General features: G+C 63.5%; 9 protein-coding genes, 1 tRNA gene and 1 pseudogene. 5 read left to right on the plus strand and 6 right to left on the minus strand.

Going from position 1 to position 16122, the window contains the following annotated elements; all coding sequences use genetic code 11:
* Positions 1-44 precede the first annotated feature (44 nt).
* The 5 genes from ACPFMA_RS02490 (at position 45) to ACPFMA_RS02510 (ending at position 6810) form a co-directional block, all read left to right on the plus strand.
* Positions 45-845 (plus strand): AraC family transcriptional regulator, encoded by an 801-nt coding sequence (locus tag ACPFMA_RS02490; protein ID WP_420058628.1) that lies wholly within the window; start codon positions 45-47, stop codon positions 843-845.
* 243 nt (positions 846-1088) lie between these two features.
* A complete protein-coding gene (gene kdgD / locus ACPFMA_RS02495; protein ID WP_009404223.1) occupies positions 1089-2000 on the plus strand; it encodes a 5-dehydro-4-deoxyglucarate dehydratase in 912 nt (303 codons plus the stop codon).
* Positions 2001-2106: 106 nt separating this feature from the next.
* Positions 2107-3474, plus strand: coding sequence for an MFS transporter (locus ACPFMA_RS02500; RefSeq protein ID WP_425929631.1), 1368 nt, complete (start codon positions 2107-2109; stop codon positions 3472-3474).
* Between the two features lie 79 nt (positions 3475-3553).
* Complete coding sequence (gene garD / locus ACPFMA_RS02505) at positions 3554-5107, plus strand: galactarate dehydratase (protein WP_425929632.1); 1554 nt, start codon at positions 3554-3556, stop codon at positions 5105-5107.
* A gap of 119 nt (positions 5108-5226) precedes the next feature.
* Positions 5227-6810, plus strand: a complete 1584-nt coding sequence (locus ACPFMA_RS02510; protein WP_425929633.1) for an aldehyde dehydrogenase (NADP(+)) — start codon at positions 5227-5229, stop codon at positions 6808-6810.
* Between the two features lie 45 nt (positions 6811-6855).
* On the opposite strand, the gene ACPFMA_RS02515 is transcribed toward ACPFMA_RS02510, so the two are convergent.
* The 6 genes and pseudogenes from ACPFMA_RS02515 to dnaG all read right to left on the minus strand — a co-directional run bounded on the left by ACPFMA_RS02515 (position 6856) and on the right by dnaG (position 15936).
* On the minus strand, positions 6856-7614 hold the full coding sequence (locus ACPFMA_RS02515; protein WP_009404229.1) for a FadR/GntR family transcriptional regulator: 759 nt from the start codon (positions 7612-7614) through the stop codon (positions 6856-6858).
* A 157-nt stretch (positions 7615-7771) separates the two neighbouring features.
* Positions 7772-7963 (minus strand): annotated as a pseudogene (locus ACPFMA_RS02520) (helix-turn-helix domain-containing protein); the annotation flags it as partial.
* 104 nt (positions 7964-8067) lie between these two features.
* Positions 8068-8144, minus strand: a tRNA-Ile gene (locus ACPFMA_RS02525).
* 13 nt (positions 8145-8157) lie between these two features.
* On the minus strand, positions 8158-11901 hold the full coding sequence (locus tag ACPFMA_RS02530) for a bifunctional diguanylate cyclase/phosphodiesterase (RefSeq protein ID WP_425929634.1): 3744 nt from the start codon (positions 11899-11901) through the stop codon (positions 8158-8160).
* A gap of 122 nt (positions 11902-12023) precedes the next feature.
* Complete coding sequence (rpoD, locus tag ACPFMA_RS02535; protein ID WP_064302989.1) at positions 12024-13874, minus strand: RNA polymerase sigma factor RpoD; 1851 nt, start codon at positions 13872-13874, stop codon at positions 12024-12026.
* Positions 13875-13941: 67 nt separating this feature from the next.
* The gene (gene dnaG / locus ACPFMA_RS02540) at positions 13942-15936 is read right to left on the minus strand and encodes a DNA primase (protein WP_064302988.1); all 1995 of its coding nucleotides are present in this window, start codon (positions 15934-15936) and stop codon (positions 13942-13944) included.
* Positions 15937-16122: the final 186 nt, after the last annotated feature.

Genomic DNA, 16122 nt, shown 5'->3' on the forward strand with positions numbered 1-16122 from the left:
CTAACATCGGTCTCTGTGGCTCACTTGAGCAAAGGGGACGATCAATGCAGCAAGCGGGACAAGACCTCGTACCACCCGTGCCAGAGCAGCTGGAGCGGCCGGTGCACGGGCGCATGTTCGACATCCCGGCGGGTTACCGGATCGAGATGCACAGCCATGAGTGGGTGCAGTTCACCTACGCCGGCGCCGGGAGCATGCAGGTGCTGACCGAACAGTACAATTTCCTCCTGCCGCCGCAGTGCGGCATGTGGATTCCCGCCGGCTTGCGCCACACCGTCTACAGCGAGCGCGCCCTGGCTTTTCGCAGCCTGTACCTGAGCGACGCCGTGCTCAACGGCTACCGTCGCGAATGCTCGGTGGTGCAGGTGACGCCGTTGGTGCGCGAACTGATCGAGAAGGCCAGCGGCTTCGGCAACGACTATCCGGAACAAGGCCCGCAGGCGCGGCTGTTGCAGGTGCTGGTGGACGAGATTCGCGAGTTGCCGGAGGCGCCCTTCAGCCTGCCGCTGCCCAGCGATCCGCGCCTGCGGCGGATCACCGACGCCTTGCAGATGAGCCCGGAAGACAACCGCAGCATCGAGGACTGGGCGCAGCAGGTGGGCGCCTCGCGCCGGACCCTGGCGCGGCTGTTCAAAGCCCAGACACAGATGCCCTTCCAGACCTGGCGCCAGCGCCTGCGTCTTCTGGCCGCGCTGCCGATGCTGGAGCAGGGCGGCAGCGTCACGGCGGTGGCCAACGAGCTGGGTTATGACTCGGTGTCGGCCTTTATCGCCTTGTTCCAGCGCCAGTACGGCGAAACGCCGGGGGCCTTCAAGTCGGCGAGCATGCGACGCGCTGGGGCTTAGTATGCTCATGAGGTTGTACGATAACGTGCCGGTGTTGGTGCTTGGGTGCAAGGTACTGCCCGGCATTTTCGCCCCGCTGGACCGCCTTTTCGGGGATGGAAAAGGGATGAGTGGTCGGTTGAGATCGGATGACTGGTGGATTTAGCCTGTTTCAGGGGCTAGTCATCGTACAACTTGTACGATAACCTACATCCACTTCGATATTCCTTTTCTCCACCAAAGCGCCACAGGATGCCTACAACAATGACCCCACAAGAACTGCGCACCGTCCTCTCCCATGGCTTGCTGTCTTTCCCTGTCACCGACTTCAACGCCCAGGGCGACTTCCACCAGGCCGGCTACATCAAGCGTCTGGAATGGCTCGCCCCGTACGGCGCCACTGCCCTGTTCGCCGCCGGCGGTACCGGTGAGTTCTTCTCCCTGGCTGCCAGCGAATACAGCCAGGTAATCAAGACCGCCGTCGATACCTGCGCCGGCTCCGTGCCGATCCTCGCCGGCGTTGGCGGCTCCACCCGCCAGGCCATCGAATACGCCCAGGAAGCCGAGCGCCTTGGCGCCAAGGGCCTGCTGCTGCTGCCGCACTACCTGACCGAAGCCAGCCAGGACGGCGTTGCTGCCCATGTGGAAGCGGTGTGCAAATCGGTGAAGATCGGCGTGGTGGTCTACAACCGCAATGTCTGCCGCCTGAACGCCGTGCAACTGGAACGTCTGGCCGAGCGCTGCCCGAACCTGGTCGGCTACAAGGACGGCCTGGGTGACATCGAGCTGATGGTGTCGATTCGTCGCCGCCTGGGTGATCGCTTCAGCTACCTGGGTGGCCTGCCGACCGCCGAGGTTTATGCTGCTGCCTACAAGGCCCTGGGCGTGCCGGTCTACTCGTCCGCGGTGTTCAACTTCGTGCCGAAAACAGCGATGGACTTCTACAACGCCATCGCACGTGACGACCACGCCACCGTTGGCAAGCTGATCGACGATTTCTTCCTGCCGTACCTGGAACTGCGCAACCGCAAGGCCGGCTACGCCGTCAGCATCGTCAAGGCCGGTGCCAAGATCGCCGGTTACGACGCAGGCCCGGTACGCACCCCGCTGACCGACCTGACCCCTGAAGAATTCGAGCTGCTGGCAGCCCTGATGGACAAGATGGGCCCGCAATAAGCGCGACCCCGCGGCCTGCCAAAAGCCGCGCACCGGAGCGGGAAACCCCCGCTCCGGCCTACAACTCAAGAGCCCGCACAAGAATAATTAGTGGGAGTACCTTCAGATGCACGCGACTAAAAAGACGCATGTTCGCTATCTGATCCTGTTCATGCTGTTCCTGGTGACCACGATCAACTACGCCGACCGCGCAACCATCTCCATTGCCGGCTCGAGCCTGCAGAAGGACCTCGGCATCGATGCTGTCACCCTCGGTTATATCTTCTCGGCGTTCGGCTGGGCCTACGTGCTCGGCCAGATTCCTGGTGGCTGGCTGCTCGACCGCTTCGGCTCGAAGAAGGTCTATGCCTTAAGCATCTTCACCTGGTCGATGTTCACCGTGCTGCAAGGCTTCGTCGGCTACATGCCGGTAGCCAACGCGATCATCGCCCTGTTCATGCTGCGTTTCCTGGTCGGCTTCGCCGAAGCGCCGTCCTTCCCGGGCAACGCACGGATCGTCGCGGCCTGGTTCCCGACCGCCGAACGCGGTACCGCCTCGGCGATCTTCAACTCCGCGCAATACTTCGCCACCGTGCTGTTCGCTCCGCTGATGGGCTGGATCGTCCATGCCTGGGGCTGGGAGCACGTGTTCATCGTCATGGGTGCCATCGGCATCGTCTTCTCCGGAATCTGGCTGAAGCTGGTGTACAACCCCAAGGAACACCCGATGATCGGTGCCCCGGAGCTCGAGCACATCGAGAAGAACGGTGGCCTGGTGGATATGGACAAGCCCCGGGCGGCCGGTGCCAGCGGGCCGAAGTGGGGCTACATCAAGCAGTTGCTGTCCAGCCGCATGATGATGGGCGTTTACCTCGGCCAGTACTGCATCAACGCCATCACCTACTTCTTCCTCACCTGGTTCCCCGTGTACCTGGTGCAGGAGCGCGGCATGTCGATCCTCAAGGCCGGCTTCATCGCCTCGCTGCCGGCGATCTGCGGCTTCATCGGTGGCGTGCTCGGCGGGGTGATCTCCGATCATCTGCTGCGTCGCGGCAATTCCCTGACCTTCGCGCGCAAGGCGCCGATCGTCATTGGCCTGCTGCTCTCGACCTCGATGGTGATCTGCAACTATGTGGACGCCGAGTGGATGGTGGTCGCGATCATGGCCCTGGCGTTCTTCGGCAAAGGCCTCGGCGCGCTGGGCTGGGCGGTGGTCTCGGACACTTCGCCGAAGCAGATCGCCGGTCTGTCGGGGGGCATGTTCAACACCTTCGGCAATATCTCCTCGATCACCACGCCGATCATCATCGGCTACATCATCAGCGCCACCGGCTCGTTCAAGTGGGCCCTGGTGTACGTGGGCGCCAACGCACTGGTGGCGGTATTCAGTTACCTGGTGATCGTCGGCCCGATCAAGCGGATCGAACTGCGCGATGCACCGAAGGATGAAGCGGGAGCGGCGTCATCGGGCAAACTGGCCGAGTCCGCCCGCTAAGCAGACCACGCGATGCCCGGCCTTGTAGCCGGGCGTCGCGGATGAACAAAGCCTGGGAAATAACAAGAAGGGCACCACCATGCAGTTGATCGAAACTTCCGACTCGCCTCGCTATGTCCGCCTGCACGACGACGATAACGTCGTGGTGGTGGTCAATGATGGCGGCCTGGGCGAAGGCGCCCGCTTCGCCGATGGCCTGACCCTGGTCGAAGGCGTGCCGCAAAGCCACAAGGTGGCGGTGGTGAATATCGCCAAGGGCGAGCCGGTGCGCCGCTACGGACAGATCATCGGCTACGCCCTGGAAGACCTGCGCCAGGGCAGCTGGGTCAAGGAAAGCCAACTGGCCATGCCGGCTGCGCCGGAGCTGGACAGCCTGCCGCGCTGCGACGCGGTGCCGGAAACCCTGCCGCCGCTGGACGGCTACACCTTCGAGGGTTACCGCAACGCCGACGGTACGGTGGGCACGCGCAACATCCTCGGCATCACCACCACCGTGCAATGCGTGACCGGCGTGCTCGACCACGCGGTCAAGCGCATTCGCGACGAACTGTTGCCCAGGTATCCCAATGTCGACGACGTGGTCGCCCTGACCCACAGCTACGGCTGCGGCGTGGCGATCAACGCCCGCGACGCCTACATCCCGATCCGCACCGTGCGCAACCTGGCGCGCAATCCCAACCTCGGCGGTGAAGCACTGGTCATCAGCCTGGGCTGCGAAAAGCTCCAGGCCGGCCAGGTCATGCACGATAACGATCCCTCGGTGGACCTCAGCGAGCCCTGGCTCTACAGGCTGCAGGACGCCAGCCTCGGCTTCGTGGAAATGATCGAGCAGATCATGGCCTTGGCCGAAGCGCGCCTGATCAAGCTGAACCAGCGCAAGCGCGAAACCGTGCCGGCCAGCGAGCTGATCCTCGGCATGCAGTGCGGCGGCAGCGATGCCTTCTCCGGCATCACTGCCAACCCGGCGCTGGGCTATGCCGCCGACCTGCTGGTACGCGCCGGTGCCACTGTGCTGTTCTCGGAAGTCACCGAAGTGCGCGATGCCATCTACATGCTCACCTCCCGCGCCGAAACGCCGGAGGTGGCCGAAGCCTTGGTGCGCGAGATGGACTGGTACGACCGCTACCTGCAAAGCGGTGAAGCCGACCGTAGCGCCAACACCACGCCGGGCAACAAGAAGGGCGGGCTGTCGAACATCGTCGAGAAATCCCTTGGTTCCATCGTCAAGTCCGGCAGCGGCGCTATCCAGGGCGTGCTCGGGCCGGGCGAACGGGTGGAGCGCAAGGGCCTGATCTTCTGTGCCACGCCGGCCAGCGATTTCGTTTGCGGCACCCTGCAACTGGCCGCCGGCATGAACCTGCACGTGTTCACTACCGGGCGCGGCACGCCCTATGGCCTGGCCATGGCCCCGGTGGTCAAGGTCTGCACCCGCACCGAGCTGGCCCAGCGCTGGCCCGACCTGATCGATATCGACGCCGGCCGCATCGCCTCGGGCCGCGCCACCATCGAGGAACTGGGCTGGGAGCTGTTCCACTACTACCTGGACGTCGCCAGCGGCCGCAAGCAGACCTGGGCCGAACAGCACAGGCTGCACAACGACATCACCCTGTTCAATCCGGCACCCATTACCTGATGCACTCCCTTGTGGGAGCGGGTTCACCCGCGATTGCGGTGGTGAGCTCACCGACGTCATCGCGGGTGAACCCGCTCCCACAGGGTCCGCGTTTCCCCATTGTCCACAGGAGCCCCGAAATGCCAGAGATCCTCGGCCACAACTTCATCGCCGGCCAGCGCAGCGCCGCTGGCGCGCAACGTCTGCAAAGCCTCGACGCCACCACCGGCGAAGCCCTGCCGTACAGCTTCGCCCAGGCCACCGAGGGCGAAGTGGACCAGGCCGCCCAGGCTGCCGCGGCCGCCTTCGCCGAATTCCGCCAACTGTCACCGGCGCGCCGCGCCGAATTCCTCGACGCCATTGCCGCCGAGCTGGATGAGCTGGACGATGCCTTCGTCGCCATCGTCTGCCGCGAAACGGCGCTTCCGGCTGCGCGTATCCAGGGCGAGCGCGGTCGTACCAGCGGGCAGATGCGCCTGTTCGCCCAGGTGCTGCGCCGCGGTGACTTCCTTGGTGCGCGCATCGACCTGGCCCTGCCGGAGCGTCAGCCGCTGCCACGCGTGGATATCCGCCAGATGCGCATCGGTGTAGGCCCGGTCGCGGTGTTCGGCGCGAGCAATTTCCCGCTGGCGTTCTCCACCGCCGGTGGCGATACCGCTGCGGCCCTGGCCGCCGGTTGTCCGGTGGTATTCAAGGCCCACAGCGGCCATATGGCCACGGCCGACCTGGTCGCCTGCGCCATCCAGCGCGCCTCCGAGCGCACCGGCATGCCCAAGGGTGTGTTCAACATGGTCTTCGGTGGCGGCGTCGGCGAGTGGCTGGTCAAGCACCCGGCAATCCAGGCGGTCGGCTTTACCGGCTCGCTCAAAGGCGGCGATGCCCTGTGCCGCATGGCAGCGGAGCGTGCGCAGCCGATCCCGGTGTTCGCCGAGATGTCCAGCATCAACCCGGTGATCATCCTCCCGGGCGCGCTGGCCAAGCGTGGTGAAGCGATCGCCCGCGAACTGGCTGGCTCGGTGACCCTGGGCGGTGGTCAGTTCTGCACCAACCCGGGCCTGGTCATCGGTCTGCAGTCGTCCGGATTCAGCAAGCTGCTGGGCGACCTTGGCGAGCATCTGGACCAGCAGGCCGGGCAGACCATGCTCAATGCGGGCGGGCTGCGCAGCTATGTCGGTGGCCTGGAACACCTGCAGGCACATGCCGGTATCCAGCACCTGGCCGGTCAGCCGCAGCAAGGCAGCCAGGCGCGGGCCCAGTTGTTCAAGGCCGACGCCCGTCTGCTGGTGGATTCCGACCCGCTGTTGCAGGAGGAGGTGTTCGGGCCGGCCACCGTGGTGGTCGAGGTCGCCGATGATGAACAGCTACGCAGCGCCCTGCTGGGCCTGCGTGGCCAACTGACCGCCACCCTGATCGGCGAACCGGAAGACTTCGAAGCCTTCGCCTGGCTGGTGCCGCTGCTGGAAGAGAAGGTCGGCCGGATTCTTGTCAACGGTTACCCGACCGGTGTCGAAGTCTGCGACGCCATGGTCCATGGCGGGCCGTACCCGGCAACGTCCGATGCCCGTGGCACCTCGGTGGGCAGCCTGGCCATCGACCGCTTCCTGCGTCCGGTGTGCTACCAGAACTACCCGCAATCACTGTTGCCTGAAGCGCTGCGCGACGCCAACCCGCTGCGCCTGCGTCGACTGGTCAACGGCCAATGGAGTGACGGCGTGATCGCCTGACAGGCCTGAAACGAACAAGCCCCGCGATTGCGGGGCTTGTTCGTTTCAGGCGCTCTGGCTTTGCTGCTGCTCGGCGTCTTCATGGGCCTGGCGCAAGCGCTCGCGGCTATTGCTCAGGTGCATGCGCATGGCCATTTTCGCGCCTTCGCTGTCGCGGCGGGCAATGGCCTCGTAGATCGCCTCGTGCTCGTGGCTCAGGCGGCTCATGTAGTGGGGTTGGTCATCATGGGCCAGGCGTGCGGAGTTCAGCCGCGTGCGCGGAATGATGCTGGTGCCCAGGTGATTGATGATGTCGGCAAAGTAATGGTTGCCGCTGGCCTGGGCGATCTGCAGGTGGAACTGGAAGTCTGCCGATACCGCATCGGAGGCATGGGAAGCCCCCTCGTTCAGTTCGTCCAGTGCCGCGCGCATTCCGGCCAGGGCCTCATCGCTCCGGCGTTGCGCGGCCAGGCCGGCCGACTCGACCTCCAGGGCGATGCGCAGCTCCAGCACCGAAAGAACCTCGCGCAGCGTCACGATGGTGGCCGGATCGATGCGGAAACTGCCGCCGACGGGCTGGTCGAGCACGAAGGTGCCGATACCATGGCGGGTTTCCACCTGGCCGGAGGCCTGCAAACGGGAGATGGCTTCACGCACCACCGTCCGGCTCACGCCTTCCTCGGCCATGATCTGCGACTCGGTGGGAAGCTTGTCGCCGCGCTTCAATTGCCCGCTGCGAATCCGCTCGGTCAGCACCGCGACCAGTTCCTGGGCCAGGCTACGCGGCTTGCGCCGGCCTCGCACCTGTACCTGCTGCTCTGTCATGCCTTGTCATTCACGTAGAAAAATAACCGTCATCATAGCTGATGGAGTTGTACGATCACATGGGCGGAGTGGGGAAAAGGGGAAAGAAATAGCGTGACTCGAGATGGGACGCTGTCGGTCCCTGTCTGGGACTTTTCAGTCCCGTTCTGGGACCGGGCTACAGGTCGAGGCAGTGCACCGGAATGCCGAGAGCGGCCGCGATTTTCTCACGGGTTCCCTTGCGTGGGCGTTCGGCAGATTCCTGCTGGGCATAGGCCGGCTGGGAAATGCCCAGGCGTTGGGCGACCTCCGCTTGTGTCAGGTCCAGATGCCTGCGCCATGCCGCGATCGCGGTCATTCCATCCTTGATCATTTAGCCCACCACTTTTCTGGAAATGACAGGCCGTTGTTGGCTCAATTTGAGGCGAATCCCAGAAACACAAAAGCCGCGCATTTGCGCGGCTTTGTCGTACCTGGTGGGCCCACACGGACTCGAACCGTGGACCAAAGGATTATGAGTCCTCTGCTCTAACCGACTGAGCTATAGGCCCCAGTGGTCGCGGATTATATCGAGGGATTCCAGGCAGTGCCATCCGAAAGATCGGAAAGTACTATGCGTAAAAACGACTCGGCGAAGGCGTTTGCCGGCAGTGGCAGGCTAACGATGTAGCCCTGGATCTGTTCGCAGCCTTCCCGGGCGAGGAATTGCTGCTGGGCGGGGGTTTCCACGCCTTCGGCAATCACGGTCAGTTGCAGGCTGCGACCCAGGGCGATGATGGCCCGGGCGATGGCGGCGTCGTTGGGGTCGTCGGGGAGGCCGCGGATGAAGGATTGGTCGATCTTCAGGATGTCCAGCGGCAGGCGCTTGAGGTAACTGAGGGACGAATAGCCGGTACCGAAGTCGTCGATCGCCAGTTGCACGCCGAGGCGCTTGAGCTGGTGGAGAATGGCCAGGCCTTCCTCGGCCTGGCTCATGATGAAGTTCTCGGTAATTTCCAGTTGCAGATCGCCGGCCTTGAGCTGGTGGGTCCTGAGCAGTTGCTCGATGCGTCGCACCAGCCCCGGCTGGCGCAACTGGGCGCCGGCGAGGTTGACCGAGAGCGGGCCGAACGCCTGGTACTGGCGTTTCCAGGCCTGCATTTGCCGACAGGCATGCTCCAGTACCCAGTCGCCGAGTTGCAGGATCATGCCGTTCTCTTCCGCCAGCGGGATGAAGCGCTCGGGCGGCACATCGCCGAAGTTCGGATTGGCCCAGCGAATCAGCGCTTCGGCACCGACCAGGCGTTGGGTCTTGAGGCTTAGCTTGGGCTGGAAATACAGGCTCAGTTCGTTACGTTCGATCGCCCGGCGCAGTTCGTGCTCGAGCGCGATACGCTCGCTGGCCTGTGCGGTGAGGTCGCGGGTATAGGCCTCGACGCGGTTGCGGCCCTTGGCCTTGGAGCGGTACATGGCGGCATCGGCATTGCGGATCAGCGAGGCGACATCGATACCGTCCTGCGGGTACAGGCTGATGCCGATGCTGGCGCTGGAGAAGAACTCGTGTTCGCCGGCCTGGAATGGCGCATTGAAACAGGCCAGGACCTTCTGCGCGATATGCTCGGCATCACTGGCTTGATGCAGGCCGGGCAGCAGGATGATGAATTCGTCGCCGCCGAGGCGGGCGACGGTGTCGATATCGCGTACCTGTTCCTTCAGGCGATGGGCGATGGCCTTGAGCAGCAGGTCGCCGACCGGGTGGCCGAGGCTGTCGTTGATGTGCTTGAAACGGTCCAGGTCCAGGAACAGCACCGCGCCCTGGCGGCTCGATGCCTGTGGACAACTCAGTGCGGCCTGCAGGCGGTTTTCGAACAATGTGCGATTGGGCAGGCCGGTGAGCGGATCGTGGTGGGCCTGGTAGTCGAGCTTGGCCTGGGCGTGCTTGAGGCTGGAAATGTCGGCGAACACGGCCACGAAGTGGGTGGTGCCAAATTCCGGGTTGCGCACTGCACTGATGGTCAGCCAGGCGGGATACAGTTCGCCGTTCTTGCGCCGGTTGAGAATCTCTCCCTGCCAGTGCCCGTCGGCACCAAGCTGATGCCACATGGCCGCGTAGAAGGCGCTGTCGTGCTGGCCGGAGGCGAGCAGGCGGGGCGTGTGGCCGAGGGTTTCGTCTTCGCTGTACCCGGTGATCTCGCTGAAGGCCCGGTTGACCGCGCTGATGCGCTGGTCGGTATCGGTAATCAGCACGCCCTCGGCGGTGTTTTCGAAGACAGTAGCGGCCAGTTGCAGTTTTTCCTGCATCTGGTGGCGATCGGTGATGTCGCGGGCGATGGTCAGCATGCAGTCGCTGCCGCCGATGGGTAGCGGCCTGGCGGACAGTTCGCAGAGGCGTACCTGACCATCGGCACGGCGCAGATTGCACAGGAAATCTCGCACGAAGCCGTCTTTTTTCAGGTGTTCGAGCATCTCCCTGCGTTCGTTGAGATCGACCCAGATACCCAGGTCGATCGCCGTGCGGTCCAGCGAGGTCTGCATATCGAAGCCGGTCAGGCGGCAGAAACCTTCGTTGACCTCAAGCAACAGCCCGTCGCTTTGCCGCGACAGCAGCATGCCGTCCGGCGAGGCGTGGAAGGCCTTGGCGAATTTCTCTTCGGAAATCTGCAGTTGCTCCTGGGTTTCCTTGAGCTGGCTGATATCGCGCACCGCCACTACCAGCGCCGGGGTGCTTTCCAGGTCGAAGGACTCCGCTGAAATCAGTCCGGTGAACAACTGGCCATTGCTGCGACGGAAGGTCATTTCCAGATTGCGCACGCTGCCGCGCTGCAGACGCTGCAGCAGGCTCGGGCCGATGCCTTCGACGCCCCAGATATTCAGTTCGGTGGCGGTGCGGCCGACCACCTGCGAAGGGGTGAGGCCGATCTGCTCTTCGAAGGTTTCGTTGATTTCCAGCAGGCAACCGTCGCTGAGACGGGCGATCACCAGGATATCCGGGCATTGGTGGAACACCGAAGCGAATTTCTGCTCCGACAGGCGCAAGGCCTGTTCGGTGTGCTTGGCTTCGCTGATGTCGATCATCAAGCCGCGCATCACCGGCCGGTGGCCGTGCTCGATGAGGCTGACGATGTCGCGGATCCACAGGGTCCGGCCATCGGCGCGGATCACCCGGTAGTCCAGGCTGTGATCGCGCCCGGCGGCGGTTTCCGCGTCGCAGTAGGCCTGGGCCCAGAGGGCGTCGTCCGGGTGCAGGATGGAGCGCCAGAATCCTGGTGTGAGCCATGCGCTCAAGGGGTAGCCGAGCAGGTTTTCGGCATGGGGCGAGACATAGTTGTAGGTGAAGTCGTTGGCGTCGGCTTCCCAGGCAATGGCCGAGAGACTCTCGACCAGGCCGCGGTAGTGGTATTCGCTGCTGCGCAGTTCCTGTTCAAGGGCGATGCGCCGTGAAATCTCTGAGCTGAGCCGGCGGTTGACCCGGATCACCGCTGCCAGGATCGCCACCAGCAACAACACGGCTGGCAGGCCGTAGAGCAACAGGTCGCGCCACAGTGGCCGTTGCTCCAGCACCTTGCCGACCCAGCGTGCCTGGATGTCGGCAACCTCCTGCGCAGACATGTCGGCGAGCACTTTATCGAGGATGCCGATCAGGGTCTTGTTGCCCCGGGGCGTACCCATGGCCAGTTGGTAGCGGTAGGGCGTTTCGCCGCTGACAAAGAGGCCTTCCAGCTTGAGTTCGCGCAGGGCCCAGACGCTCGACGCCAGATCGCCGACTACCGCGTCCACCTCATCGGTAGCCAGCGCTTGCAGCGCCGAGCTGACATTGGGCATGGCCACCAGGTTGAGGTCCGGGTAATGGGAGCGCAGCAATTCATGGGGCGCATAGTTTTCCACCACGGCAATCTTCAGGCCGTACAGGTCCTTGATGGCGGCGGGATGCGGGCCGCCTTCATGGGCGAGGATCACGATGGGGAAATCCAGGTAGGGCCGGGTGAACGACAGGTACTCCTGGCGCTCGGGCGTGGACATGATCCCGGGCATCAGGTCGATCTGCCCGTTGCGCGCCTGCTCGAGGACCTGTGTCCAACTCGAAGGGGCGCCGAGCGTGAAGTTGACGCCCAGGCGCTCACGAATCGCGGCGATGTAGTCGGCGGCCAGTCCCTGGTAGCGGCCTTCCTGGTCCCGGTATTCGAAGGGTAGCCACGAAGCATCGACGCCGAGGCGCAGGCTGGGGTGGGCGTCCAGCCAGGCCTGCTCTTCATCGGTCAGGGTCAAGGCGCCGGCCGCTGCGCTCCAGGTGAACAAGAGCGACAGCAGAAGGGCCGGCAATCTCGGCATAGCGGCCTCGTCTACGAATGGATAGATTCGAGTGTAGACGGGCATTTTGCCTTCAGGGTCTGGGCGACAGGCCGTTGTTCGCCCAAAAAGAAAAACCCCGGCGGTGGCCGGGGTTCGTCTTGTTACTCGTCGAGGAAGGAGCGCAGATGCTCGCTTCGCGTCGGGTGACGCAGCTTGCGCAACGCCTTGGCTTCGATCTGACGGATCCGCTCGCGGGTCACGTCGAACTGCTTGCCGACTTCTTCGAGCGTGTGATCGGTGTTCATGTCGATACCGAAACGCATGCGCAGCACCTTGGCTTCACGTGCGGTCAGGCCCGAGAGCACGTCACGGGTGGCTTCCTTGAGGCTTTCGACAGTTGCCACATCGATTGGCGACTGCATGGTCGAGTCCTCGATGAAGTCGCCCAGATGCGAATCTTCGTCGTCACCGATCGGGGTTTCCATGGAGATCGGCTCTTTGGCGATCTTCAATACCTTGCGGATCTTGTCCTCGGGCATTTCCATGCGCTCGCCCAGCTCTTCCGGCGTCGGTTCGCGACCCATTTCCTGGAGCATCTGCCGGGAAATGCGGTTGAGCTTGTTGATCGTCTCGATCATGTGCACCGGAATACGGATGGTGCGCGCCTGGTCGGCGATCGACCGGGTGATCGCCTGGCGAATCCACCAGGTGGCGTAGGTCGAGAACTTGTAGCCGCGACGGTATTCGAACTTGTCCACCGCCTTCATCAGGCCGATGTTGCCTTCCTGGATCAGGTCGAGGAACTGCAGGCCGCGGTTGGTGTACTTCTTGGCGATCGAGATCACCAGACGCAGGTTGGCCTCGACCATTTCCTTCTTGGCACGACGAGCCTTGGCTTCACCGATCGACATGCGACGGTTGATGTCCTTGATCTCGGCGATGGTCAGGCCGGTTTCGGCCTCCAGGTCGACCAGCTTCTGCTGGCAACGCACGATGTCGGCGTCCAGGCGGCCCAGGGCTTCGGCCCATTTGGTGCTGCGCTTGGCGAGATCGCCGCTCCAGGTCAGGTCGACCTCGTTGCTTGGGAACAGGCGCAGGAAGTCGGCGCGTGGCATGCGGGCGTCACGAACGCACAGTTGCATGATGGCGCGTTCCTGGGCACGCAGGCGGTCCAGGGCACCGCGGACGCGCTCGACCAGCACTTCGAACTGCTTTGGCACCAGCTTGATCGGCATGAACAGCTCGGCCAGGGCCAGCAGCTCGGCGACGCCCTGCTTGCTGTCACGACCATGCTTCTTGAGGATCTTGGCGGTCGCTTCCAGTTGTTCGGCGACGGCACCGAAACGCTGGCGAGCGACTTCCGGGTCGGGACCGCTCTCGGTCTCTTCCTCTTCGTCGCCGCTTTCTTCCTTTTCCTCGTCTTCGTCGTCACTGTCGGCAGCCGGAGCCGCCTTGGTGTCGACGGGCGGCGGCATCTCGGCTGGCGCCGCGATGCTGTCGTCAGGGTCGATGTAGCCGCTCAGTACGTCCGACAGGCGGCCGCCTTCGGCGGTGACGCGATCATATTCGCCGAGGATGTATTCGACGGTGCCGGGGAAGTGGGCGATGGCGCTCATCACTTCACGGATACCTTCCTCGATCCGCTTGGCGATTTCGATTTCGCCTTCACGGGTCAGGAGTTCGACGGTACCCATTTCGCGCATGTACATGCGCACCGGGTCGGTGGTGCGACCGATGTCGGTTTCCACGGCCGCCAGCGCAGCAGCGGCTTCTTCGGCCGCGGCTTCGTCGGTGTCGGCTTCGGCCAACAAAAGGGCATCCGCATCCGGAGCACTCTCGAATACGTTGATCCCCATGTCGTTGATCATGCGGATGATGTCTTCCACCTGTTCCGGATCTGAAATATCCTCAGGCAGGTGGTCGTTGACCTCCGCGTAAGTCAGGTAGCCCTGCTCACGGCCGCGGGTGATCAACTCTTTGATGCGAGACTGCTGTTGCGCTTTTCCGGACATAACACCCTATCCACTGAAGGTCTTGGCGGGCAAAAAACAAGCCGGGGATTATACCCGAGCATGGACCTCACGCGCCAGTTGAGGTCGGGGTTTGTGCGGGAACATTGCGACTCAGGAGGTCGCGCAGCTGATTTTTTTCCTCTGCGCTCAGTTCGCTTTGACGTGCTTTCCGGAGCAGATGTTCCAGGCTGCGCTCGCGTTGGCGAGCGGACAAGCTAGTTATAGTGTCGAAAAACTGCTGTTCAAGGTTGTCGGCATCGATCAGCCATTCCTTTTCCGCCAGCGCCCGCAGCAGGCGACCCTGTTCGGTGCCGTGCCAGCGTGCGATCAGCTGTAGTGAGCGTAGCTCAGGATTCTTTTGCAGCGCCTCCAGCAGTGCCACCAGCAACTGTGCGTAGACGTGCTCTTCGTCGGCAAAGTGGCTGGCGTCCTCGACCTTGCGTGCCAGCGCCGGGTGGTGCAGCAGGGTACGCAGGGCGCTGAGGGTCGGCGGCTCTACCGAGGTCGGCACGCGCGGCGGATGATTCTGCTGCTGGCCGTTTCGCTCCCACGGCTTGCCCTTGCCACCCTTCTTGTCCCATGGCTTGCCATCCCATTTCTTCTTCTGGCCGCCGCCCTGGTTGGGTGTCCACTGCTGCTGTGATTGTGGCTGGAAATGTTCTGCGTGATGGAAATCGCTGTAGTCCGGGCTGTAGTCCGGGATCGCATCGTAGTCGATGCCCGGGTCGTAGGCCGGCGGCGCGGTTTCCTGCGGTGCGTTCCGGGCCAGTTGCTCGACCTGCTGGTTGTCCAGGCCGGTGATTTCCTTCAGGCGATTGCGCATCAGCGCACGCAGGTTCGCACCCGGCACCTTGTCGATCAACGGCGCGGCGAGGGTGGCCATGTGGGCCTTGCCTTCCAGCGAGCGCGGGTCGGCCTCCTCGGTCAGTTGCTGGAAGAAGTAGTCGGCCAGCGGCTGGGCGTGCTGGTTGATCCGCGCGCGGAAGGCGTCGGTGCCCTCGGCGCGGACCAGGCTGTCCGGATCCTCACCCTCGGGCAGGAACAGGAAACGCGCCTTGCGTCCGTCCTGCAGGCTTGACAGGGTGGCTTCCAGTGCGCGCCAGGCGGCATTGCGGCCGGCCTGGTCGCCGTCGAAGCAGAAGAGCACGCTCGGCACCACCCGGAACAAGCGCTTGAGGTGTTCCTCGCTGGTGGCGGTGCCGAGGGTCGCCACCGCATTGCGCAGGCCTTGCTGGGCCAGGGCAATGACATCCATGTAGCCTTCGACCACGATGATTTCGTCGAGGTTGCGATTGAACTTGCGTGCCTCGTACAGCCCGTACAGCTCCTGGCCCTTGTGGAAGACCGGGGTTTCCGGGGAGTTGAGGTACTTGGGCTTGTCGTCGCCGAGCACCCGTCCGCCGAAGGCGATGACCCGGCCACGGCTGTCGCGGATGGGGAACATCACCCGGTCACGGAAACGGTCGTAGCGCTTGCCGCTTTCGGCGTTCTCGATCAGCAGCCCGGCGTCGATCATGGCCTTCTGCTGCAGGCTATCGCTGCCCAGGTGCTTGAACAGGTTGTCCCAGCCTGGAGGGGCGAAGCCCAGGCCGAAATCGCGAGCGATTTCTCCGGACAGGCCGCGGCCCTTGAGGTACTCCACCGCAGCCTTGCGGGTTGGATGGCTTTTCAGGGCCTGGCGATAGAACTCGGCAGCCGCGGCCAGCAGCGGATAGAGCGGTGAATCCGTGGGCTGTCGCGGCTTGTGCCCGCGCCCGCTTTCTTCTCGCGGCACTTCCATGCCGGCGGCTTTCGCCAGTTCCTCGACGGCCTGGGGGAAGTCCAGGTTGTCGTGGTCCATGATGAAGCCGAGGGCGTTGCCGCCGGCGCCACAACCGAAGCAGTAGTAGAACTGCTTGTCCGGGCTGACGCTGAAGGATGGCGTCTTTTCCTTGTGGAAAGGACAGCAGGCGGTCAGGTTCTTGCCGGCCTTTTTCAGTTGCACGCGCGAACTCACCACATCGACGATATCGGTGCGGTTGAGAAGGTCGTCAATGAAACTCTGGGGAATCAGCCCGGCCATGGCTCTCTCGTCATCAGGCGATAATGAAGTCTATCGCTAATGCTGCGGGAACGACGGTGCATTCGAAACAGGTCGAATGGCAGACGCAAGAAAACGGAAAAGAAGATGTGCTCGTCGGTAACCCGTAAGGGTCCGTCAGTGTGACGTGCACGCCTGGCTATAAGCCAGTTCTGACGATTGTGGCAG

Origin of the sequence: Pseudomonas sp. NyZ201, assembly GCF_049860765.1 — a bacterium.
Taxonomy (GTDB): Bacteria; Pseudomonadota; Gammaproteobacteria; order Pseudomonadales; family Pseudomonadaceae; genus Aquipseudomonas; species Aquipseudomonas bharatica.

Coding starts and splice junctions, on each gene's coding strand:
- ACPFMA_RS02515 (WP_009404229.1), bottom strand. CDS start 7,614: ATGACAGAGCAGCAGGTACAGGTGCGAGGCCGGCGCAAGCCGCGTAGC.
- kdgD (WP_009404223.1), top strand. CDS start 1,089: ATGACCCCACAAGAACTGCGCACCGTCCTCTCCCATGGCTTGCTGTCT.
- dnaG (WP_064302988.1), bottom strand. CDS start 15,936: ATGGCCGGGCTGATTCCCCAGAGTTTCATTGACGACCTTCTCAACCGC.
- garD (WP_425929632.1), top strand. CDS start 3,554: ATGCAGTTGATCGAAACTTCCGACTCGCCTCGCTATGTCCGCCTGCAC.
- ACPFMA_RS02490 (WP_420058628.1), top strand. CDS start 45: ATGCAGCAAGCGGGACAAGACCTCGTACCACCCGTGCCAGAGCAGCTG.
- ACPFMA_RS02530 (WP_425929634.1), bottom strand. CDS start 11,901: ATGCCGAGATTGCCGGCCCTTCTGCTGTCGCTCTTGTTCACCTGGAGC.
- ACPFMA_RS02500 (WP_425929631.1), top strand. CDS start 2,107: ATGCACGCGACTAAAAAGACGCATGTTCGCTATCTGATCCTGTTCATG.
- ACPFMA_RS02510 (WP_425929633.1), top strand. CDS start 5,227: ATGCCAGAGATCCTCGGCCACAACTTCATCGCCGGCCAGCGCAGCGCC.
- rpoD (WP_064302989.1), bottom strand. CDS start 13,874: ATGTCCGGAAAAGCGCAACAGCAGTCTCGCATCAAAGAGTTGATCACC.